The organism is Bifidobacterium sp. 2450 (genome assembly GCF_041900695.1).
Taxonomy (GTDB): Bacteria; Actinomycetota; Actinomycetes; order Actinomycetales; family Bifidobacteriaceae; genus Bifidobacterium; species Bifidobacterium longum.
In genome coordinates this window covers 97,376-119,574 of sequence record NZ_JBHEEA010000003.1, presented here as the reverse complement: position 1 = coordinate 119,574, position 22,199 = coordinate 97,376, and the positions used below count along the sequence as shown (strand labels likewise).

Sequence of the window (22,199 nt, the reverse complement as noted above, 5' to 3'; positions counted from 1 at the left end):
TACTGAGTCGTAAAGCAACACAAACACACTATGGGAGAGGCCAGCGTGACCGTACCCACCGATGAAACATTGCTGGTGGTGGACGGCCACTCGCTGGCCTTCCGTGCATTTTTCGCCCTGCCGGTCGACAACTTCAGTACCTCCAGCGGCCAGGCCACCAACGCCGTCTGGGGTTTTGCCACCATGCTCGCGCAGGTGATCGATGCGGAGAAACCCGACCATCTGGGCGTCGCCTTCGATGTGAAGGGCGGCACATTCCGCAATGAGATGCTTCCGCAATACAAAGGCACCCGTGAGGCGGCTCCCGAAGAGCTGCTCACCCAGCTGCCATTGATTCAACGCATGCTCACGGCCCTCGGCGTCACCTACATCGAGAAGCCGGGATTCGAAGGCGACGACGTGATCGCCACCCTCGCCACCATGGGAGACAAGGCCGGCTACCACACACTGGTATTGTCCGGAGACCGAGACGCCTTCCAGCTGGTGGATGACAACGTCACCGTGTTGTACCCGGGTCATCACTTCAAAGACCTGAAGCATATGACGCCGCAGTCCATCATCGACAAATACAAAGTCACTCCCGCACAATATCCGGATCTGGCGGCACTCCGCGGCGAAACCGCTGACAATATTCCCGGTGTACCCGGTGTAGGCGATGGCTTTGCGGCCAAGTGGATCAACCAATTCGGTTCCCTCGACGGCATTTGCGAGCACGCCGATGAAATCGGCGGCAAAAAAGGCGAATCACTGCGGGCCAATATCGATCAGGTCAAACTCAATCGCAAAGTCAACGCACTGGTGCGAGACGTCGATCTAGGCGTCGATATCGAGGATCTGACATTCGGCACCGTGGACGTGGCACAAATCGACGCCCTGTTCAAGGAACTTGAATTCGGACCGCGCACCAAGAGTCGCGTGCTGAAAACCTTCAATATCGGGGCCAAGGCATCCAACACATCCGGAGCTGGCGAGTCTACGAATAATGAGCAGGACGAGCAGGATAGCAGCCTCGACTTGAACCTGCCGGAACCCACGAGCATCACTGCTCCGGAGCAGTTCGACGAATGGGTCAAGGCCCATCGCGTCGAAGTCAAGGTTCCCGGCGAAATCGCCGATTTCACGGTTTCCGACTATGGCGATGGCTCGCAGCGGTATGCCGTCTGCGGCGACGCGGTCGGCCACGCTTGGACCGTGGCCGCATGGGGCGACGAAAGGCCGGGACGTGCCACGGCACAAGCCATTGCCGTGGCCACGGCAACATCAGCGGCCATAGTGGCCCTTCCAATCACCGATACCTTGCGAGCACAGCTTGCGCGGTTCCTGGAAAGCGAACACTCCCGCACCATCGTGCATGGGTATAAAGAGTTGCTGCATCTTCTGGGCGCGGTAGATCTTGACCTGGACCTGCCGATGTTCGACACCAAGCTTGCCGGGTATCTGGCCCAACCGGATTTCCACGCCGATAGCCTCAAGCAGGCGGCCGAGCACTTCCTCGACATCCACTTCACCGAAACCGAACAGCCTTCGCAAGGCACATTGGACTTCGACGACAATCAGGTCGAAGAAGATCCGAACGAACATCGTCTGCGTGATCTGGCCATTATCCGCAGCCTTGCCGTCATGCTCGGGCCGATTATCGACGAGCGCGAACAATGCTGGCTGATGCGCGCGATTGAACTTCCTGTTTCCCGCGTATTGCACGGCATGGAGCACACAGGAGCCAAAGTCGATAGCGTTCGACTCGTTTCCATGCGTGACCAGTTTGCCGCCGAGGCTCGCCAGGCACAGGAAATGGCTTGGGAGTATGCCGGCGCCGAAATCAACCTGCAAAGCCCCAAGCAGCTGCAGAAGGTGCTGTTCGAAGATATGGGTTTGAAGCCCACCAGACGCACCAAGTCCGGCTCATACACCACGAATGCGGCCGCATTGCAGGATCTGTATGTCAAATCAGTGGACAATGAGCGGGCCAATGGTTTCCTCGGGGCGTTGCTGCGCCACCGAGAGATCAACAAGCTCAAGCAGATCGTCCAAACGCTGATCGATGCCACCAACACATCAGATGAGCGCATCCGCACCACTTTCGAGCAAACCGTTGCCGCCACCGGCCGATTGAGCTCCGTGGACCCGAACCTGCAGAATATTCCCAACCGGAACGCCGCCGGCCGTGAGATTCGCGGCGTGTTCGTGCCAGGGGAGGGGTACGAAGCCCTGATGAGTTGCGATTACTCACAGGTCGAGCTGCGCATCATGGCCGATCTGTCCGGTGATGAGGCGCTGATCGAAGCGTTCCGCTCCGGAGCTGACTTCCACAAATACGTGGCCTCGATGGTCTACAAGCTGCCGGTCGACCAGATCACCGGCGACCAGCGCAGCCACGTAAAAGCCATGAGCTACGGATTGGCCTATGGTCTGAGCACGTATGGTCTCGCCCAGCAGCTCAAGATCGCGCCACGCGAAGCGGAAGCGTTGAAGAACCGGTATTTCGATACCTTCGGCAAGGTGCACGATTACCTTGAATCGCTGGTGGCCAATGCCCGAGAGAAGGGGTATACGGAAACCATTTTCGGACGGCGTCGCTACTTCCCGGCCCTGCATTCGACCAATCGTGTTGCGCGTGAGGCCGCCGAACGTGCGGCACTCAACGCACCGATTCAGGGATCTGCCGCCGACATCATGAAGATTGCGATGATTCGCGCCGAGCAGACCTTGGCCGAGGCTCACGTCAAGAGCCGTATCATTCTGCAGATTCACGATGAACTGGTAGTGGAAATCGCTCCGGGAGAAGGAGACCAGGTCACCGAACTGGTGCGCAACGCCATGGAACACGCCGTCGACCTTGCCGTGCCGCTGGACGTATCGTGCGGCATCGGTTCCGACTGGCAGCTCGCCGCACACTGACAATTTCTAGCTCCCCTCGGGTGGAGGGGCTGAGTCGTTGAGCAAACAGTCCAGTGGATTGTTTGTAGGCGAAGGCGAGCCGATAGTCAAACAATGAAGAGCACGAGCATGGCTTGTCCGCAATTGCAGAATGAGTCCCTTGCCGCAATAGCCCACTACAATGGGACATATGCCGAATCTCAAGCAAGTCATCGACGTTCTCGAGACCCTGTACCCATTGCGCTACGCCGAGGAATGGGATGAACCGGGCCTCATCGTCGGCAATCTGAGCCACGACGTGCACCGCATCGTGTTTGCCGCCGACCCGACCTCCGCCATCATCGACAAGGCCATCGCCACTGGCGCGGACCTGCTCATCACCCACCACCCGTTGTTCTTCCGTTCCGTACACGAGACGAGCGGACTTGGCTTCCGGGGCGACATCGTCCGCAGGCTCTACCAGCACGGCTGCGGGCTGTGGGTAGGGCACACCAATGCCGACGCTGCGTATCGCGGCGTGGGGCAGGCGGCGGCCGACTACTTCGGACTCATCGACCAGAAACCACTCGTGCCGATTGACGATGCAAACGCCTCTCATCCGGTCGGCTTGGGGCGTGTGGGTCGTTTGCCGAAGCCTGTTGCCCTGAAGGATTTCGCTCAGCGCGTATTCGACGAAGTGTCCGATCATGGCATGACCACCGCGCTCGGCATCCAGGTATGTGGCGATTCGGATACTTTTGTTCAGTATGTGGCCATTCTGCCTGGCTCCGGGGACTCCCTGTTCAACGAGGTACGTGCCACCGGTGCGGACGTGTACGTAACCAGCGATTTGCGTCACCACCCGGTGACCGACGCCATCGAACAAGCCTGGTATGAAGCCCGTATGAGGGCCCAAGGCATCATGCTCGGCCATGGAATGGCGGGGGAGAGCCATGTGCGTCCCTGCTTCATCAACACCCCTCATGCCGCCATCGAATCCATGTGGTTCAACTACGCGATCGATGACGTGCCGGCCGCCATCGAACAAGCGACCGGAGCAAGGCCTGAAGTCGAGTGGTTCCACGACACGACCGATCCATGGACGCTGTCCATTACCGCGCATCGAGATTAAGACGCTATAGTAACGTGGCGAAAACGTTTTTTCCGAGGAGATGACATGTTGGGGGGAAGCAAGCAGAAACAACTGGAGCATCGGCTCGACCATAAGCTGAACGCCTCCTCGGACGGCATCGACATGGACGTGCCCGCCAAAGTGATCAGTAGCGAAACCGTTTATACCGGGTGCATCTTCCACGTGGACGACATGCGCATCGCGCTGACCGACAAGCAGGGCAAGGAACACGAGATCGGCCGCCAGGTGCTGCGTCACGCCCCCTGTGTGGTCATGCTCGTGCACGACATGTCCACCGACCGTTACCTCATCGAACGCGAATACCGTGCCGGATCGGACATGTTCGCCTACGGGCTTCCCGCCGGTCTCATGGACGAGGGCGAGGGCATCATGGACGCGGCCCTGAGGGAACTGGCCGAGGAAACCGGCGTGGTGCCGGACCGTGACACCATGGGTGTTGATTTCGTGGGCGATTTCTACTCGTCCGAAGGCATGACCGACGAACTGGCCCACATCATGGTGTTGCATTTGGGCCCGTTCAGGCGGGAGCAGCGCCATTTCGACGCGGATGAGCACGTGGAATCCGCGTGGATTCCGTGGAGCGATCTTGCCGCCACGCGCATAACCTCATCCAATTCGATGATCGCCATCCAGCATGAGGCGTTACGCAGACTCATCGCCAGGAACTCCGACAAAGGCAAGCCGTCGCTGTTCTCCTGACGTTCAACTCCCCGACACATCAGTGACACAAGAAAGTGGGATAATGAAAACTATGCAGATCAGACCTGGATCAATGTATCCGCTGGGCGCCAGCTATGACGGCGCCGGTGTGAACTTCGCGCTGTACTCACAGGTTGCGCAGAAAGTCGAGCTATGCCTGTTCGACGAGCACGATGCGGAAACACGCATCGAAATGACCGAACAGAACTCATATGTATGGCATGACTACATCCCCGGCCTCCAGCCCGGCCAGCGCTACGGCTACCGCGTCTACGGTCCTTATGACCCGGTGCACGGCCTCAGATGCAACCCCAACAAACTGCTGCTTGACCCGTATGCCAAGGCCATTGAAGGTAATATCGACGGCGACGAAAGCCTGTTCTCATACTGGTTCAAGAGCCCGGACGACACCTCGGCGATGAACGACCTTGACTCGGCCGCCCACACCATGAAGTCGGCCGTCATCAATCCGTATTTCGACTGGGGCAACGACCAGCACCCCTACATCTCGTACCACGATTCGGTGATCTACGAGGCGCACGTGCGCGGCATGACCAACCTCAACATGGACGTGCCGCCGGACATCCGCGGCACCTACGCCGGCCTGGCCTACCCGAGCGTCATCGAATACCTGAAGAAGCTCGGCGTCACCGCCATCGAACTCATGCCGATTCACCAGTTCGTCAACGACTCCTTCTTGCAGGAGAAGGGCCTGTCGAACTACTGGGGCTACAACACCATCGGCTTCTTCGCGCCGCACAACGCCTACTCCTCCTCCGGAGAGCGCGGCGAGCAGGTCAACGAATTCAAGTCCATGGTCAAGGCATACCATCGCGCCGGCATGGAGGTCATCCTCGACGTGGTGTACAACCACACCGCCGAAGGCAACCATGTGGGCCCCACCCTGAGCTTCAAGGGCATCGACAACGCCTCCTACTACCGACTGGTGGAAGGCGACCAGCAGCACTACTTCGACACCACCGGTACCGGCAACTCGCTGCTCATGCGCTCACCGCACGCGCTGCAGTTGATTACCGATTCGCTGCGCTACTGGGTCACCGAAATGCACGTCGACGGCTTCCGCTTCGATCTGGCCGCCACACTGGCCCGCCAGTTCCAGGAGGTCGACAAGCTGTCTGCGTTCTTCGACATCGTGGAGCAGGACCCGATCATCTCGCGCGTGAAGCTGATTGCCGAACCGTGGGATCTGGGCTCCGGCGGCTACCAGGTGGGTGGCTTCCCGCCCAGATGGTCCGAATGGAATGGCCGCTACCGCGACACGGTGCGCGACTTTTGGCGCTCGCAGCCCTCCACGTTGCCCGAATTCGCCTCGCGTTTGATGGGCAGCTCCGACCTGTATCAGGTCAACGGCCGTCGACCGGTGGCGTCCGTGAACTTCATCACCGCGCATGATGGTTTCACAATGAACGACCTGGTCAGCTACAACGAAAAGCACAACGAAGCCAATGGCGAGGGCAATCGCGACGGCGAGAGCAACAATCGCTCTTGGAATTGCGGCGTTGAAGGCCCGACCAATATTCCGGACGTCAACGACTTGCGTCAGCGTCAGATGCGCAACATGTTCGCCACGTTGCTGTTCAGCCAGGGTATCCCGATGATTTGCGGTGGCGACGAAGTGGCCCGCACCCAGCAGGGCAACAACAACGCCTACTGTCAGGACAACGAGATCTCCTGGACCAACTGGCATCTTGACAAGAGACGCAAGGAACTGCTCGCCTTCGTTTCCAAACTCATTCATCTGCGTTTGGATCATCCGGTGTTGCACCGCCGTCGCTTCTTCACAGGCCGTGAGCCCGGCGACGATTCGAACATGATTCCGCAGGTCGAATGGTTCGACCACACCGGTTCGATCATGGATATGGACGACTGGCGGAACACGCATGCGTTCTCCATGATGATTTATCTGAACGGTTCGGATATTCCGGAGGTCGACTGGTACGGCAACCGGATGGTCGACAATGACTTCATTCTGATCTTCAATGCACATTACGAGCCGATTATGTTCACCCTGCCGGATGAGCGATACGGCCACAAATGGCAGCTGGTCGTGGATACGCACAACCCGAATGGGCCGGAACTGAGCTATGAGGCGGGCTTCATGATCACCGCCCAGTCCCGCAGCTTCCTCATGCTCATGAGCGACAAAAAGCCCAAGAAGCCCATGGGCCTATAACCAGACCGAATTTAAGCTCCCTCTGACGAGGGAGCTCCCGGTGTAGCCGGGTGGGGGAGAGACCGCAGCAAAGCCGCGAACCCCTACTCGCGCCCCTTACGCTCCTCCACGAGCCGAGCATCGACATGATTCGGCTGATCAGCACCCGTTTTGAGGTGCCGATGGCGAGGCTTATGGAAATGCCGGACAATGGTTTTTGCCAAAGTTGTGCCATGCCGTTTTACCGCCCGGAAGATCACGGCACCGAACCGGATGGAACGCGAAACGGAGATTATTGCAACTACTGCTATGAAGACGGCGTTTTTCTTCAGGACTATGCCAATAGCGATGAATTGGTCGCCGCATGCGCGCCGATGATGGCGGAATCCTGCCATATCAGCGTCGAACAGGCCGAGCATATCGACGGGTACTTCGACTACACCGTGCCTCCGCTGGAGGGCTTATGGAGCATGGAGAAGGGTGTGCCCGGCGTCGATTACACGCGTAAAACCGACTTCTATTGGACTTCGATGATTCGTCTGCCGGAATTCGTGACCGATGAGGTCTTTGCGTGGGCCAAGGCATCGTTTGCCTCCAAGCATCCCGAAGTCGACATCAATCGTGCATATCTCTTCGACTTCGATGAAGGCGTGGTCGCGCAGGTCATGCACAAAGGCCCGTACGACGACGAGCCCGCGACTGTGACGATTCTGGACGGCTACGCGCGTTCGCAAGGCTACGGGCTCGACTTCTCCGACACCCGCCGCCATCACGAGATCTACCTATCCGACCCGCGCCGAGCCAAACCGGAAAATCTCAAAACCATCATCCGTCATCCGGTAGTGAAGGTGGGTTGACTTTCGGCGAACTGCTCGAAGCGCTCACCGCGCAGTAGCGTGAACAATCTGCCGGAATCCTTACCGGGGTCAAAGAGCGCTACCAAGAACTCGATAAGCAAAATAACTAGAAGCACTGGTTCCTCTCGGAGAGATTCTGCCCGAGCGACCTTATGAATCCTTGCGCGGGTCACCTTTCCCGGTGCAGGAAGCATCCAGGCTCATGTGCATTGATGACGCCGATGGATTGCAGATAGGCGTAGACGATGGTGGTGCCGATGAATCGCATGCTGTGCGCCTTGAGCTCCGATGCGACGGCGTCGGACAGACGGGACGTCGTCATGCCCGTCTCGTAGATGATGCGACGGCCGGTGAACCGCCAAATATAGTCGTCGAAACTGCCGTACGACGTCTGGATATCCCGGAATGCGTTGGCGTTGCCGACCGTCGCGACTATTTTGCGACGGTTGCGGATGATGCCCGGATCGTTCATGAGTTCGGCGATCTTGTTCTCGTCATAGCGCCGGATCCGTTCGATGTCGAACCCAGCGAACGCCTGACGGAAACGCTCGCGTTTGTTCAGTATCGTCTCCCATGACAGTCCGGCCTGGAAGGTCTCGAGCACCAGCATCTCAAAGAGGTGGTGGTCATCATGCGACTGAACCGCCCATTCGGCATCGTGATAGGCAACATAGACGGGATTGCTGAGATTGCACCAGCCGCAGCGTGGGTTCATGTCATCCATGTGTTCTCCCTATGGATTGTCGGAGACGGTTGGTTTTAGGCGTTAGTGCGATGTGCGATTCAGTATAATCGGACTTTTATTCCAGCCGTGGACACCGTGAACTGAAATCGATGTCTGTGTTCGCGTCGCCATGCTGATTTGACCCTCACATGATGTCATACTTTAGCCTGTAACCATGAATGACCGGCAATCACACGACATGGACACTCCGGCGGAGCGTATTTCCCATCTCAACGTAGGGGATGTGTCGCGGCTGACGAACATCAGTATTCGCATGCTGCGGCATTGGGACGAAACGGGTCTGGTGTCTCCGCAACGCGACTGGAATGGATACCGGCTGTATTCCGATTCGGATCTCAGACGACTGCGCAGGCTGCTGCTGTACAGGGAGCTCGGCATGCCCGTGCCGCGTATCAAGCAGCTGCTCGATGCCAAGCCGAGTGAGGTAATACGCGAGTTGGCGGATCGTCGGGGCCAACTTGCACGCAAGGCGGAACATATCAATCAGGCATTGGCCGATATCGATCGGCTTATGAACGTTGCACAGAAAGGAATCGATATGAATGATGCGACGCAGCAATCCCGAGAATGGGCCGAAGAAGCGCAGAGCCGTTGGGGCGGGAGCCGGCAGTGGATGCAGGCTGCGGAATACCAGGTGAGGAGAACGTCTGATATGCAGGAGCGCGACATGAAGCAATTCGAAGCCATCGAGCAGCGGCTCGCCGATGCCATGCGGCGCGGCGTGAAGCCCGGCAGCGATGAGGGCAATGAGCTGGCGGAAGCCCACCGTCGTTCCTTGGTATGGTTCGATGTAACCCCGTCAATGCACGTGTGCCTCGGCCGCATGTACGTGGCCGACGAGCGTTTCGTACAGCATTACGATGCTTTGGAACCGGGTTTGGCCCAGTGGCTGCTTGCACTGATTGAAGCCAACGCGACAAGATTCGGTGTGGATCTCGACAATTTGACGTGGCAGTGAGATGTGATCGGGAGGTATTGGAATTATCGTGACATGAATGTCGTTCCGGTCAGTTGGCTCACGAATTGGCTCACAGCGTGTGAGGGATTGCGACGATTACGACAGTATCGTCCAAGACGGATGAGCCGCGGGGTCTTTTGCGATGCTATACTGGCGGCATGTTTCATGGGAATCAGGTTCAAGAGGTACAAACCACGCGGGTGGTTCGCTTGACCGTTCCTGTTCTTTTTGTGGGCAACATTCGGCGTTCCTAGGGAGTAGTGTGCCCATTTCCGCGTAATCGTGATTTTGCGAGGCGAAAGCATCTGTCATATATGACGAGAGCTGTCGCTTTTTGCCGTTGCGTGCCGCCCGATTTTGCCGCTGTCTGGCATGACGCGGCGTCTTTCTTGCCGCCACCGGATTTGTGTTGAACCGGGCCGTGTTCTTGGTATATGTGGGCCAGCATGGTCTGGACGTGCAACAGGTGGCTTTGTGCGAGGCCATGTTTCAATTGGCTACCGTGGTGTTCGAGATTCCGACTGGCTGGGTGTCCGACCGGTTCGGGCGTAAGACATCGCTCATGGTCGGCACCTCGCTGCTGGCGGCGTACAACATGGGAATGTTGTTGGTCCAGGGCTTTGCAGGCTATATGGGCATGATGACCTTATGCGGCTTCGCGTACACGTTCTTGTCCGGTTCCGACAACTCGTTGCTGTATGAGCTGGTGGAGGGCGAGCAGTCGGATGCGGATGGTGGAAAGAAGAGAGATTATCTCTCATATAGTTCGAGGGCCATGGCCGGGCAGCAAATCATGTTGGGTGTATCCTCCTTTTTCGGGGCTCTGTTGGCATCGTATTCATGGATCATGCTGTACCTGCTGATGGTCGGCGTCTATGCTGCTGAATTCGCGATGTTGGTCTTTGTGAGGGGGCTGAGGAACGGGCGTGGCGCCGACAAGGATTTATCACGGAAGAAGTTTGGAAAAGCCTGGCTGTTTCCTGTCGCTACGCATTGGACGACGTATGCGCCGGTATGGGTATTCGCCGTCTTTATGACCGTGGCCGCAGCACTTGATATGACCGCGATGAGCTATGCGAACTCCACACAGATCATTTTCGTGGTGTCGGGAATTGCCTTGCCGATGATGCTGCTCGTGGTGAGTTTGATGGCGCTGTTCATGGCGGAGATGCTGTTCATCGTCGTGGGGAGCGTTACACAGGATTATCTGGTGAGTGCCATCAGGGCGCGCATACTGTCCGTCATCTCCATGGTGCGCTCGCTCATGGGTGTGGCCTTGTACGCCGTCATCGGGACCACGATGAAGCTATGGGGCGTTGGCGTCACGCTTGGCGTTCTGGCTGTCCTGATGCTGGTGCTCACCGTCATGGCTCTTGCGGTGACGGCGCAAATACGGCGGATACATGAGTGAACTGCATTAACTTCGAACCGGATAAAAGGAAAAACCCTACTTCCCAGTCGGAAGTAGGGCTTGCAGTCGGGCTAGCCGGATTTGAACCGGCGACATCCTGCTCCCAAAGCAGGCGCGCTACCAAACTGCGCTATAGCCCGATACGCCATTAAGGCACAAGAAGTCATTATAAACAACGCTGGATACATTGCGTGTCGAGCATATGAATTCAAAAAGGTTCTGGATTCTCTTGCATGTGAGCGACATCTTTATTCAATGATGCTCTACAACGACTAGGTTTGAATCTGTATCTGCTATTTCAGTTTAATTCAGTAACAACATTCATGAGGATATTGCGAGTCGTCACGTATTTTGGCATAACAAGCAGTGCTTTGGCCCGCAAGGGCGAGGCTCCAAGTCGCCGGGGGTATTCCCCGGCATTCCTTCTCCTCCAACGTTGGCAGGAGCCCATTTGAGTGAATTGAGCATCTTCGTGGACGAATCTGGCGAGTGGGGTAAATACTATCTCATCACATTGGTGCTTCACGTCCAGTCCGATTCTGTAGCGGAACATATTGATAAGTATGAACGCCATCTGGCTGATTCCGGCTTGCCTGATATTCCATTCCATGTTTCAGATTTTCAGTAGAATGGCGACAGCCAAATCCCGCTGGCTTGCTAGTAAAGCGTTGTCCTCGGGGAGAGTTTTGTTTGTTATTGAAAGATAACGCGGCATCGAATAGATAGGGGAGGCCCGGCATGGGACGTCATCAGCGTGCAGAAACCTCCGGACTCATCTCCTTCTTGATTTGCGCCGTCGTTGGCGCGGTATCGATGAACCTGTACATGGAATACGCGCCGGCCATCTGGCAGCTGGCGCAACGCCGATTCGTGGTATGTTCGGGCATCGTGGCGGCATGCGGCGTCATTTCCTTCATTATTGGCTATGCGCGTAAATCACGTTCATTGAACCTCAAACATGGTTGGTTTGCACCGGTTCGTCGCATTTTCGAAATCGTCGCCCTTTCGGTGGTGTATGCCTCGACCATCTTCCTGTCGTCCTTTGCCCTCATCGGTGCGGCCAACGATATGATGGGCAATGCTATTTTCTCCGGCTATATTTCCAGCGTCTGCGCCGCCTTTGCCGGCGTGGTAGGGTACATGACCTTTGTACAGGCGGAGATGATGAATGCCAAAACCATTGCCAGCCTGTTGCCGTTCTTCGTCATCTCCGGCGTGGTCACCGCCGGCATGACCACCGACGACCCATACTGGTATCACAACAACTTTTCGCAGCTTGGTGACAGAACCACGTTCGCGGCCCGTATGTTCAACTCCACGCTGATTCTTGCCGGCACATGCATCATCATCGTCAGCTACTTCGCCATCTCCGAATTGGTGACCACCGAACGGCTACAGCGCCTCTGGCACGACCGCACCAACAGAGATCCGAATCGCGGCTACGAAATCCCACATTTCATGCTGCGCATCTCCATTCTGTCCTTCCTGCTGATGGTGGCCGGCCTGGCATTCATCGGCATCGGCGTGTTTCGGTACACGCCGCACAATCTCTTGCACAATATATGCGCCAAAGGCCTGCCGTTCGTCATGCTGCTGCTGTTCGTGCTCCTGCCATGGCTTGCGCCACGCCTGTCCAAAGCAGTGATGGTGGCCTCCGACCTGACCGCGCTCGTATGTGCTGCATTCTGGGTCAATATGATGATGGGTCACAACACCCTCACCAATGTGGAGGCATTGGCTGGTCTGGCGTTCCTAGGCTGGTTCATCGTGTTCTCGCGCCAGATCGCCGCCATCGAGGCCGACCGCGTGGCCGCCCAGCTGCTGCACGCGCAGGCCATCGAAGGCGGGCTGGAGGAAGCATCCACCGAGCCCACACAGCAGATTGAATCCCGCATCGCCGCCGACCGTTGATAGATATCTCGTTCATTAGGTCGATTTGTCGTTCATTTGGTAGGTTCGGTGTCCTACGCCATGTTGGAATCGCGCCATTTCAAAGGTGGGTGCGGAGGCTGACCTACCTAATGAACGACAAATCGACCAAATGAATGACAGCGGACGCTCTGAAGCCTCCAAATACTGATAGATTTGGCCTTATGACTGAACAACTCACGAATCTCTGGCCTGCCCTGCTCGCCACACAGCCGTTGAACGCTACGGTAACGGTGCCGGGCAGCAAGTCCCTATCCAACCGCTACCTGATTCTCGCCGCCCTCGGCAGCAAGCCCGTTACTCTGATTGGCCTGCTGCGTTCGCGCGACACGGACCTTATGATGGGTGCCCTCGAAGCCCTCGGTGTCCGCTGCGACGTGGATCCCGCAACCGACACCACCGTAACGGTTACTCCTCCCGTATCCGGCCGATTCCATGGCAACGTCAGTGTGTTCTGCGGACTGGCCGGCACGGTGATGCGCTTCGTGCCCGGCCTTGCCCTGTTTGCAGATGGCCCAGTGAATTTTGATGGCGACGAACAGGCTTATGCACGCCCGATGAAGCCGGTGCTTGACGGTTTGGAACAGCTGGGTGCAACGGTTGATTACCACGGCGAGGTTGGCCGTCTGCCGTTCACTATTACGCCGCCTGCAACCTTGCCGGCTGCCCAGGCGCAGGTCGGCATCGATTCGTCCGGTTCTTCCCAGTTCATCTCCGGCCTGTTGCTGATTAGTTCCAAACTGCCTGGCGGTCTGCACCTCGCGCACACGGGGGAGAAGACCCCGAGCCTGCCGCACATTCGCATGACTGTGGCTGATGTGACCGGTGCCGGCGGTGCGGTTGAGGCCGACGAATCCGCCCGCACATGGACGGTTGAACCGCGCGCAATGCAACTGCCGAGCAAGGTGCCCGTTGAGCCTGACCTGTCGAACGCGGCGCCATTCCTCGGCGCGGCATTGATCGCCGGCGGCACGGTCCGGGTGCCTCATTGGCCTGAGACCACCACCCAGCCGGGTGGTTTGTTGCCGGGCTATCTGGAACAGATGGGTGCCAAAGTATCGTTCCCGACAATCGATGGCGTGCGCTATTGCGAGGTGACCGATGACGGCACCGTGCGCGGGCTGGGTACGTTCGATTTGACGGCGGCCGGGGAGATTGCGCCCTCGTTGGCGGCGATTCTGGTGTTTGCTGATAAGTCGACAGACATGGTTGGTATTGGTCACTTGCGCGGCCACGAAACGAATCGTCTGGAGGCATTGGTCAACGGGATTCGTCGTGTTGGGGGAGCGGCTGAGGAATTGCCTGATGGATTGCGTATCGAACCGGTGCCGGCGGAGACGTTGCACGGTGCCGTGATGGAAACCTATGCTGATCACCGTATGGCCACGTTCGCCGCGATGCTGGGGCTGCGTATTCCCGATATCGAGGTCATCAACGTGGCCACCACGCGCAAGACCTTGCCTGATTTCGTCGGTATGTGGAGCGGCATGCTGAGGCAGTAAGGGGTCCTGTGTTCTGGTGGAACTCCCCTCAGTCCGCTACGCGGACAGCTCCCCTCTCTGAGGGGAGCTGTCCGCCGGAGGCGACTGAGGGGAGTATGACGCAGGGGTAGTGGTCTCATGACCATATACGAACGGGGGGGCTGATTCCAATCGGAATCAGCCCCCCCCATAGTGTTGCAACTAGAGATTGGTGAGATGCCTAACGGCGGTTACTTACTTGGCGAAGGTGTTGCCGTAGGTGTCGGTGCCGGCTTCGGCGATTGCGGCGGACTTGCGGGCGATGGCCAGCTCTTCGTTCGTCGGAATCACGGCGATGATCACGGAGGAGTCCGGAGTGGAGATGATGCGCGGTTCCTTGGAGCGGGTGGCGTTCTTCTCCTCGTCCAGCTTGACGCCGAACGGAGCGAGCTTGTCGCACACCATCTTGCGGACCACGTCGTCGTTCTCGCCCACGCCAGCGGTGAAGGTGATCACGTCGCAGCCACCCATCTGGTAGGTGTAGTTGCCGATGTAGCTGACGATGCGGTGCACGTAGACATCCAGAGCCAGCTTGGCGTCCTCATTACCCTCGGACACCAGACGGTGAACCTCACGCAAATCGCCATAGCCGGTCATGCCCATCATGCCGGAACGCTTGTTGAACAGGGCGTCAAGCTCGTCCACGTTCATGTGGGCGTTGCGGATCAGGTGGAAGACCACAGCCGGGTCGATGTCACCGGTACGGCCACCCATCATCAGGCCCTCAAGCGGGGTCAGACCCATGGAGGTCTCAACCGGCTTGCCGGAGACCTCAGCGGAAGCGGAAGCGCCGTTGCCGATGTGCAAAACGATCTGCTTCAGGTCTTCAGCCGGCTTGCCGATGACGTCCGGCACCACGGAGGAGATGTACTCGTGGGAGGTGCCGTGGGCGCCGTAGCGACGGATGTGGTACTGATCGGCGATTTCCTTGTTCAGCGCGTAGGTGCTGGCGGCCTTCGGCAGCTGGAAGAAGAAGGAGGAATCGAAGACGAAGATCTGCGGAACGTCCGGCAGCAGGGAGCGCATGACTTCGGCGCCCTTGGCCTCCGGGCCGTTGTGCAGCGGGGCGAGCACAGCCAGATCCTTGACCTGGTTGATGGTCTTGTTGGTCACGAGGGCCGGCTTCGGGAAGATGGAGCCACCCTGCACCACACGGTGGCCGACGGCGACAATGCCAGCCTCAGACAGGTTCGGGCCGTACTCCTCGAAGAAGCCGAGCACGCGCTTCAGACCCTGCTCGTGGTCGTGAATCGGCTCTTCAAGCTCGTGCTTTTCGCCGTTGTACTCGTGCTTGTAGTGGCCGTCGACCGGCTCACCGATCTTCTCGACGAGGCCGGAAGCGAGGCCTTCGCCGGATTCGAGATCAACCAGCTGGTACTTGATCGAGCTGGAGCCGGAATTGATGACAAGGACGGTTTTCGCCATTGTGGGCATCCTCCATTGTGATTGAATGTTCCCGTGAGACACGGGTTACCGTTGATCAGATTACTCGTTGCTTGCTACAAAATAAGCATTACGGTGGCTCCCGCTGGCGGGAGCTGGCGGCGAAGCCGACTGAGGGTGGTTCTGCTTCGCGCCTGACCACCCTCAGTCACGCTGCGCGTGACAGCTCCCGCCAGCGGGAGCCAAGCCGGGCTCACTGCGCTTCGATGGCGGTGAGGGCGATGGTGTTGATGATGTCCTGCACCAGAGCACCACGGGACAGGTCGTTTACCGGCCTGTTGAGGCCCTGCAGCACCGGGCCGATGGCCAAGGCGCCGGAGGAGCGCTGCACGGCCTTGTAGCCGATGTTGCCGGCGCACAGGTCCGGGAAGACGAACACGTTGACGTGTCCGGCCACATCGTTGCCCTTGGCCTTGGTGGCGGCCACGGTGGGGGACCAGGCGGCGTCGAACTGGATGGAACCGACCACCGGCAGATCCGGAGCCTTCTCCTTGAGCAGCTTGGTGGCTTCCTCGACCATGTCCACGTCCGGTCCCTTGCCGGAGCCGAGGGTGGAGTAGGAGAGCATACCGACCTTCGGGTCGATGCCGAAGGCACGTGCGGTCTCGGCGGACTGCAGCGCGATTTCGGAAAGCTGCTCGGCGTCCGGGTTGAGGTTGATGGCGCAGTCGGAGAACACGGCCACATGGTCCTTGAAGCACATGAGGAATGCGCCGGAGACCAGCTTCTGGCCGGGCTTGGTCTTGATGACCTGCAGGGCCGGGCGCACGGTGTTGGCGGTGGAGTTCACGGAGCCGGAGACCAGGCCGTCGGCGTAGCCGAGCACCACGAGCATGGTGCCGAAGTAGCTGGCGTCGGCCAGCTGCTTGCGGGCCTGCTCCTCGGTCATGCCCTTCTTGGCACGCAACTCGCACAGCTTGGCGACCATGGGCTTCAACACGTTCTCGTCGTCCATAGCCTGGAAGCGGGCGCGCTCCAAGTAGTTCAGGCCCAGTTCCTTGCCGCGAGCCAGAATGGCGTCCTTGTTGCCCACGATGATGAGGTTCACGATCTCGCGCTCAAGCAGGTAGTCGGCCGCCTTGATGATGCGGTCCTCCTCGCCTTCGGGCAGCACGATGGTCTTCTTGTTGCTCTTGGCCTTGCCGAGCAGGCCGAACTGGAAGGCGTACGGGGTGATGGGCGCGGTGACGTCCACATCGAGCGCGGCGAGCACTTCATCGGTGGGAGCGTTCTTACGGAAGGTCTCCAGCGCCAGATCCTTGGTGGATTCATCGGTGAACGGCACCTGCGGCAGAGTCCAGACCGGCAGGCCGTACTTGGCGAGGGTCTCCTTAACGGAGAAAGCGTGACGCGGCTCGCATCCGGTCACGAAGATGCCGAGCACCTTGTTGCCAGCGGCCTCCATGCCCTCGATGGACAGCTTGACGGTCTCGTCGAGCTCGTGCGGCCAACGGTCGATGATGCACACGGCTAGGAACACGCCGGCCTTCAGATCAGCGGCGACATTCGCGTCGAATTCATAGCTGGTCGGATCGTTGACGTGGGACTTGTCGGTGCCCACGATCAGGGCGGCGTCCGCGCGGGAAACGTCCATGGCATCGTTGAACGCGCCGACGATATCGCCACGGGCGGTGTCCTTATCCTCGCGCACCTTGTGCACATCGAGACCGGTGGACAGGGCCACGCCGAGTCCGGCATTGGAGGCGGCGAGCAGGATCGGGGTGAATTCGTCATGGTTGGACACAGCAGGGCGGAACACCATGGTCTTGTACTTGGAAGTCAATGCGTTGAGCATGCCGTAAGCGACGACGTTGCGGCCATTGGCGCCTTCAGGGCTGGCGATATATACACGGGTGACGGTCACGATGTTTTTGTCTCCTTTGATGATCAACACGGTAGGGACCACACCTCATTGTAGTGGCGATTACTGTTATCGCTCACGCCGGTGTCGCGCCAATCGGAAGAGCGTCCCCCTGGCGACGTTTCCGAGGAATGTTGCGCAAAAGTCGGCCGATAGGCCAGAAAACGAGAAAAGCCGGTGCATGAAGCACCGGCCTTGATTGTGGAGCTAGGGGGATTCGAACCCCCGACCCTCTCCATGCCATGGAGATGCGCTACCAGCTGCGCTATAGCCCCGAGTGAAGCTATCCGATTCATGGGAGTCGCAAGACCCGCCACGAACCAGCGGAGAAACCACCATATCGCCTGATTTGATGGCTTCGTCGTGGAGCTAGGGGGATTCGAACCCCCGACCCTCTCCATGCCATGGAGATGCGCTACCAGCTGCGCTATAGCCCCGTTTTCAATTGTTGGCCCGTTGTTTGAACCTCGTATACATTACGACGAGATGTCGATTCTGGCAAAAGCCGGCGTGTCGCCAAATGACAAAAGTGGGATTTGGCGACACTTTTTGGCTTGTTTCCGCCATTATTCAGGCATTGGGTTATTCAATTACTGCTTGAACGGTTTTTCGAATACACTGAACCTGTTGGCTCAGCAGGGGAACCGTGACACGATCAGCGTTCGCGTTCCCACTCGTCGGTGTCGGCGATGGCCGGACCGTGATTGTAGTCCAGCAGACGCCAGCGCACAGTGCCATCGGGATTGTCCATCGGCACCAAGCGCACCCAGTGCGCATTACGCAATGAAACCACCGTAGAAAAGGTCGGATCGATTGCGGAAATGCCCAACAGGGTCTGCAATGTCTGCGCAATCCATGCGCCGTGCGAGAACACGAACAGGTCCGTGTCGTCTCCGGCACGCGTGGACCAGTCCTCAAGAGCCTCCACGCCGCGCTTGCCCACAGCTTCCTTGGGCTCGGCTCCATACTTCAGCTCGCCGCCCCGAGACTCCATCCAGGAACGGAAGTCCTCGGGGTAGCGTTCGGCCAGTTCGGCCACGGCATGGCCATCCCAATCACCGAAGCTGCGTTCACGGACGCGACGATCATCGACGGGCTCGATTCCACCCAATACGTCGGCGAAAGCTTGCGCGGTGGCGTGCGCACGCTTCAAATCGGAGCAGACAATGAACCGGTGGTTGATTTCCGGCCGCCGATCGACGTACAGGCTTTTCAAGGCCGCGGCGGTCTGCTTGACCTGCCATTCACCCACGGCGTCCAGCGGAATGTCGACCTGGCCTTGGAGCTTGTGAGCGGCGTTGTAGGAGGTGCGTCCATGACGGATAAGGAAAATGGAACGAACATGATTGGTCATAGTGACGATCCTTTCGGTTCCAGCGAGAAAACGGGAAAAAGGGGAGGGCTGCCTGGTGCCGTCAATGACGTTCGGCAACAGGCAGCCCGACACGCGAATATCAGCGAATATCAGCGTTATGTGATTCGCACGTTACGCGGTGGTGACGGCAGCAGCGTCCGCATGCTCCGCCGTTTCCGGGTGTGCGAGTTCAAGATCGATGGCCGGGCAGTCGCGCCAGAGTCGTTCGAGCCCGTAGAATTCGCGCGATTCCTCGTGCATGACATGAATCACGAAATCACCGTAGTCAAGCAGCACCCACTGGCCCTCGGTCAGGCCCTCGCGAGAGCGCGGCTGACGGCCGGAGCACTTAAGGAACAGGTCCTTTTCGATTTCCTCGGCCACGGCCAGTACCTGACGCTCGTTGGAGGCGCCGGCGATCATCATGATGTCGGTGATGCCGAGCAGGTCGGCTACGTCGAAGGCCACGATGTCGGTGGCTTTGATACGGTCCGCGGCCTCAGCGGCCACGCGGACGGCGTTGATGGAATCCTGAAGTGCGGGCATGGTTCAGCGCTCCCAGGCGGGCTTCCAGCCCTCGACGTTGTGTTGCGTATTCTCGGAGTAGACCATCGTGTCGCTCGGCACGGCGTGGCGCACCACGGAACCGGCGCCGGTGGTCACGTTGTCGCCCACTTCAACCGGGGCCACGAACAGGTTGCCGGCACCCACGTGGCAGCCGGAGCCGATGGTGGTGCGGTTCTTGTGCACGCCGTCATAGTTGGCGGTAATGGTGCCGCCGCCGATGTTGGTGTGGTCGCCGAGCTGGGCGTCGCCCACGTAGCTCAGGTGCGGCACCTTGGTGCCGTTGCCGATGTGCGCCTTCTTCATTTCGACGAACGCGCCGGCCTTGGCATCCTCGCCGAACTCGTTGCCCGGGCGCAGGTAGGTCCACGGGCCGATGTTCGTGCGTGCGCCGATGTGCGATTCCTGCACGCGGGAACGCTCGACCACGGCACCTTCGTCCACGGTTGTGTCAATGAGGGTGGTGTACGGGCCGACGATGGCGTCCTCGCCGACCACCGTGTGGCCTTGCAGGAAGGAGCCGGGCAGGATGGTGGCGTCGCGGCCGATCTGGACATCGTCCTCGATCCAAGTGGTTTCCGGGTCAAGAATGGTCACGCCGTCGCGCATCCAGCGCTCGCAGACGCGGCGGTTGTAGGTCTTGGACAGCGCGGCCAGCTGCACGCGGTCGTTCACGCCTTCGACGGTGAGCGGATCCGGAGCGGCGAACGCGCCGACCTTGCCAGCGGCCTTGGCGGTTTCCAGCGCGTCGGTCAGATAGAACTCACCCTGCGCGTTGTTCGACTTCAGTCCGGCGATTGCCTCGGTAAGCACGGAAGCCTCAAACACGTAGACTGAGGTGTTCACTTCCTGCACGGCGAGTTCGCTGCGATTGGCGTCCTTCTGCTCGACGATGCGCAGCACGTTGCCTTCGCGATCGCGGATGATGCGGCCGTAGCCGGTCGGGTCATCGAGGATGGTGGTGAGCACAGTGGCGCCGTTGCCGGAGACGGTGTGGAATTCGACCAGACGGTGCAGCGTCTCGCTGTCGAGCAGCGGCATGTCGGAGGCGGCGATCAGCACCGGGCCATCGACCGTGCCAGCCTCGGTGAGCTGCGCCATTGCGCACTGCACGGCGCGGCCGGTACCGGGAATGTCGTCCTGGTTCACAATGGTGACCTGCTCGTCATAGGAGCGGGCGGCTTCGGCGACGCGCTCGGCCTGGAAGTGCACGACCACGGCCAGCGTGTCGGGATTCAGGGCGGCCACCGAATCCATGACCCTGTTCAGGAAGGTCTTGCCTGCAAAAGTATGCAGCACCTTCGGCTTGTTGGAACGCATGCGGGTACCCTCGCCGGCGGCGAGGACGATGGCTGCGGATAATGCCATAACTGACGTATTCCCTTCGATCGGAATGTCTATTGAGGGTGGAAACACCTCAAAACAATAGACGGCCGCCCGGATGTCGAGCGGCCGTCAGCCGTTCCCCCACCTGGACTCGAACCAAGACAAAGGGTTCCAAAGACCCGTGTGCTGCCATTACACCATGGGGGAGTCGTGGGCTTTCGGCCCACAAGTGTTCATTTATACCATACTGTCGGTATTTACCGAAAGGCTACGCCATGTCGCGTCTCGCATCGTGTGCTTTCCACGAACAAACACGCACGTGATCAGGCGAACAGGAAGCCTTGACCGTGGTGCTCGGGGTAGGTGTCGAACAGTTCGGCGACCGAGCCGTCCTCGAATACGGCGCGGATGGCGCTGGCCAGCAGCGGGGCGATCGACAGGACGGTCAAGCCATCCCAGCGCTTTTCCTCGGGAATCGGCACGGTGTCGGTCAGCACGACCTCACGCGCACCGCAGTTCTTGAGTCGCTCGATGGCCGGGCCGGAGAGCACGCCATGCGTGGCGACCACGGTCACCGACTTGGCTCCCGCGTCCTGCAGCACGTGGCATGCGCCCGCGATGGTACCGGCGGTGTCGATCAGGTCATCGACAAGCACGCAGTCCTTGCCGGCGACGTCGCCGACCACACGGTTGGCGACCACCTGGTTCGGGCGGGTGATGTCGCGCGTCTTGTGCACGAAAGCGAGCGGACCGCCGCCGAGACGCTGCGCCCACTGCTCGGCCACGCGAATGCGGCCGGCGTCGGGGGAGACGACGGCGACGTTGTCGAGATGGCCCTGGAAACGATCACGGATGTAGTCGACCAGCACTGGCATGGCCACCAGATGATCGACCGGGCCGTCGAAGAAGCCTTGGGACTGCGCGGCATGCAGATCGACCGACATGATGCGGTCGGCACCGGCGGTCTTCAGCAGGTCGAACACCAGACGGCAGGAGATGGGCTCGCGGCCGCGGTGCTTCTTGTCCTGACGGGAGTAGCCGACCAACGGGCAGACCGCAGTAATGGAACGGGCCGAGGCGCGCTTCAATGCGTCGATCATGATGAGCTGCTCCATGATCGCCTTGTTGATGGGCTGGTAGTGGCTTTGCAGCACGAACACATCGGCGCCACGCACCGATTCAGTGTAGCGCACGTACATCTCGCCGTTGGCGAAATCGTATGCGGTGGTTTCAAGGACGTCGATGCCGAGCTGCTCGGCGACATCCTCAGCCAACTTCGGATGAATCCTTCCCGTAACGAGAATAAGATTCTTATCGGGCTTCCCTTCAAGGATTGCGCTCACCATGTCT

General features: G+C 59.1%; 16 protein-coding genes, 4 tRNA genes and 1 pseudogene. 10 read left to right on the top strand and 11 right to left on the bottom strand.

The window, feature by feature from the left end:
• The first annotated feature begins 30 nt into the window (after nt 1-30).
• The 5 genes from polA (at nt 31) to ACEUKI_RS01610 (ending at nt 7,738) form a co-directional block, all read left to right on the top strand.
• Nucleotides 31-2,898 carry a DNA polymerase I gene (gene polA / locus ACEUKI_RS01630; RefSeq protein WP_115770093.1) on the top strand — a complete coding sequence of 956 codons (2,868 nt, stop codon included), beginning with the start codon at nt 31-33 and terminating at the stop codon, nt 2,896-2,898.
• A 169-nt stretch (nt 2,899-3,067) separates the two neighbouring features.
• The gene (locus ACEUKI_RS01625; RefSeq protein WP_374156418.1) at nt 3,068-3,988 is read left to right on the top strand and encodes a Nif3-like dinuclear metal center hexameric protein; all 921 of its coding nucleotides are present in this window, start codon (nt 3,068-3,070) and stop codon (nt 3,986-3,988) included.
• Between the two features lie 45 nt (nt 3,989-4,033).
• Complete coding sequence (locus tag ACEUKI_RS01620) at nt 4,034-4,708, top strand: NUDIX hydrolase (protein ID WP_374156417.1); 675 nt, start codon at nt 4,034-4,036, stop codon at nt 4,706-4,708.
• Between the two features lie 73 nt (nt 4,709-4,781).
• Nucleotides 4,782-6,902: a glycogen debranching protein GlgX gene (gene glgX, locus ACEUKI_RS01615; protein WP_186289838.1), complete on the top strand. Its 2,121-nt coding sequence runs from the start codon at nt 4,782-4,784 to the stop codon at nt 6,900-6,902.
• 125 nt (nt 6,903-7,027) lie between these two features.
• The gene (locus ACEUKI_RS01610) at nt 7,028-7,738 is read left to right on the top strand and encodes a zinc ribbon domain-containing protein (RefSeq protein ID WP_374156416.1); all 711 of its coding nucleotides are present in this window, start codon (nt 7,028-7,030) and stop codon (nt 7,736-7,738) included.
• A gap of 169 nt (nt 7,739-7,907) precedes the next feature.
• On the opposite strand, the gene ACEUKI_RS01605 is transcribed toward ACEUKI_RS01610, so the two are convergent.
• Nucleotides 7,908-8,462 (bottom strand): DNA-3-methyladenine glycosylase I, encoded by a 555-nt coding sequence (locus ACEUKI_RS01605; RefSeq protein ID WP_374156415.1) that lies wholly within the window; start codon nt 8,460-8,462, stop codon nt 7,908-7,910.
• Between the two features lie 175 nt (nt 8,463-8,637).
• On the opposite strand from ACEUKI_RS01605, the gene ACEUKI_RS01600 reads away from it, so the two are divergent.
• The gene (locus tag ACEUKI_RS01600; RefSeq protein ID WP_115770098.1) at nt 8,638-9,441 is read left to right on the top strand and encodes a MerR family transcriptional regulator; all 804 of its coding nucleotides are present in this window, start codon (nt 8,638-8,640) and stop codon (nt 9,439-9,441) included.
• Nucleotides 9,442-9,835: 394 nt separating this feature from the next.
• A pseudogene (locus ACEUKI_RS01595) lies at nt 9,836-10,852 on the top strand (MFS transporter); the annotation flags it as partial.
• Between the two features lie 66 nt (nt 10,853-10,918).
• Here ACEUKI_RS01595 and ACEUKI_RS01590 read toward each other — a convergent pair.
• A tRNA-Pro gene (locus ACEUKI_RS01590) sits at nt 10,919-10,992 on the bottom strand.
• 311 nt (nt 10,993-11,303) lie between these two features.
• Between ACEUKI_RS01590 and ACEUKI_RS01585 the strand changes: the two genes are divergently transcribed.
• From ACEUKI_RS01585 to aroA, 3 genes are all read left to right on the top strand, one after another.
• A complete protein-coding gene (locus ACEUKI_RS01585; RefSeq protein WP_181896308.1) occupies nt 11,304-11,480 on the top strand; it encodes a hypothetical protein in 177 nt (58 codons plus the stop codon).
• Between the two features lie 110 nt (nt 11,481-11,590).
• Nucleotides 11,591-12,763, top strand: a complete 1,173-nt coding sequence (locus ACEUKI_RS01580; protein WP_080784984.1) for an ABC transporter permease — start codon at nt 11,591-11,593, stop codon at nt 12,761-12,763.
• Between the two features lie 182 nt (nt 12,764-12,945).
• Entirely contained in the window at nt 12,946-14,283 is a 1,338-nt protein-coding gene (aroA, locus tag ACEUKI_RS01575) for a 3-phosphoshikimate 1-carboxyvinyltransferase (protein ID WP_374156414.1), read from the top strand.
• A gap of 213 nt (nt 14,284-14,496) precedes the next feature.
• Here the strand turns inward: aroA and ACEUKI_RS01570 are convergent, their stop codons facing one another.
• From ACEUKI_RS01570 to ACEUKI_RS01530, 9 genes are all read right to left on the bottom strand, one after another.
• A complete protein-coding gene (locus tag ACEUKI_RS01570) occupies nt 14,497-15,726 on the bottom strand; it encodes an acetate/propionate family kinase (protein ID WP_115770808.1) in 1,230 nt (409 codons plus the stop codon).
• Nucleotides 15,727-15,937: 211 nt separating this feature from the next.
• Nucleotides 15,938-17,608 (bottom strand): phosphate acetyltransferase, encoded by a 1,671-nt coding sequence (gene pta, locus ACEUKI_RS01565; RefSeq protein ID WP_179133434.1) that lies wholly within the window; start codon nt 17,606-17,608, stop codon nt 15,938-15,940.
• Nucleotides 17,609-17,807: 199 nt separating this feature from the next.
• Nucleotides 17,808-17,880 (bottom strand) — tRNA-Ala (locus ACEUKI_RS01560).
• Nucleotides 17,881-17,969: 89 nt separating this feature from the next.
• Nucleotides 17,970-18,042: transfer RNA gene (locus ACEUKI_RS01555), tRNA-Ala, on the bottom strand.
• A gap of 218 nt (nt 18,043-18,260) precedes the next feature.
• Entirely contained in the window at nt 18,261-18,959 is a 699-nt protein-coding gene (locus ACEUKI_RS01550) for a histidine phosphatase family protein (protein ID WP_080784981.1), read from the bottom strand.
• Nucleotides 18,960-19,091: 132 nt separating this feature from the next.
• Entirely contained in the window at nt 19,092-19,505 is a 414-nt protein-coding gene (gene rsfS / locus ACEUKI_RS01545; protein WP_029680362.1) for a ribosome silencing factor, read from the bottom strand.
• 3 nt (nt 19,506-19,508) lie between these two features.
• Nucleotides 19,509-20,891, bottom strand: a complete 1,383-nt coding sequence (gene glmU / locus ACEUKI_RS01540; protein WP_374156413.1) for a bifunctional UDP-N-acetylglucosamine diphosphorylase/glucosamine-1-phosphate N-acetyltransferase GlmU — start codon at nt 20,889-20,891, stop codon at nt 19,509-19,511.
• Between the two features lie 94 nt (nt 20,892-20,985).
• Nucleotides 20,986-21,056, bottom strand: a tRNA-Gln gene (locus tag ACEUKI_RS01535).
• A gap of 116 nt (nt 21,057-21,172) precedes the next feature.
• Nucleotides 21,173-22,195 (bottom strand): ribose-phosphate diphosphokinase, encoded by a 1,023-nt coding sequence (locus tag ACEUKI_RS01530; RefSeq protein WP_374156412.1) that lies wholly within the window; start codon nt 22,193-22,195, stop codon nt 21,173-21,175.
• Nucleotides 22,196-22,199: the final 4 nt, after the last annotated feature.

Coding starts and splice junctions, on each gene's coding strand:
- ACEUKI_RS01620 (WP_374156417.1), top strand. CDS start 4,034: ATGTTGGGGGGAAGCAAGCAGAAACAACTGGAGCATCGGCTCGACCAT.
- ACEUKI_RS01600 (WP_115770098.1), top strand. CDS start 8,638: ATGAATGACCGGCAATCACACGACATGGACACTCCGGCGGAGCGTATT.
- aroA (WP_374156414.1), top strand. CDS start 12,946: ATGACTGAACAACTCACGAATCTCTGGCCTGCCCTGCTCGCCACACAG.
- ACEUKI_RS01580 (WP_080784984.1), top strand. CDS start 11,591: ATGGGACGTCATCAGCGTGCAGAAACCTCCGGACTCATCTCCTTCTTG.
- glmU (WP_374156413.1), bottom strand. CDS start 20,891: ATGGCATTATCCGCAGCCATCGTCCTCGCCGCCGGCGAGGGTACCCGC.
- rsfS (WP_029680362.1), bottom strand. CDS start 19,505: ATGCCCGCACTTCAGGATTCCATCAACGCCGTCCGCGTGGCCGCTGAG.
- ACEUKI_RS01530 (WP_374156412.1), bottom strand. CDS start 22,195: ATGGTGAGCGCAATCCTTGAAGGGAAGCCCGATAAGAATCTTATTCTC.
- ACEUKI_RS01605 (WP_374156415.1), bottom strand. CDS start 8,462: ATGGATGACATGAACCCACGCTGCGGCTGGTGCAATCTCAGCAATCCC.
- polA (WP_115770093.1), top strand. CDS start 31: ATGGGAGAGGCCAGCGTGACCGTACCCACCGATGAAACATTGCTGGTG.
- ACEUKI_RS01550 (WP_080784981.1), bottom strand. CDS start 18,959: ATGACCAATCATGTTCGTTCCATTTTCCTTATCCGTCATGGACGCACC.
- ACEUKI_RS01570 (WP_115770808.1), bottom strand. CDS start 15,726: ATGGCGAAAACCGTCCTTGTCATCAATTCCGGCTCCAGCTCGATCAAG.
- ACEUKI_RS01610 (WP_374156416.1), top strand. CDS start 7,028: ATGATTCGGCTGATCAGCACCCGTTTTGAGGTGCCGATGGCGAGGCTT.
- ACEUKI_RS01625 (WP_374156418.1), top strand. CDS start 3,068: ATGCCGAATCTCAAGCAAGTCATCGACGTTCTCGAGACCCTGTACCCA.
- glgX (WP_186289838.1), top strand. CDS start 4,782: ATGTATCCGCTGGGCGCCAGCTATGACGGCGCCGGTGTGAACTTCGCG.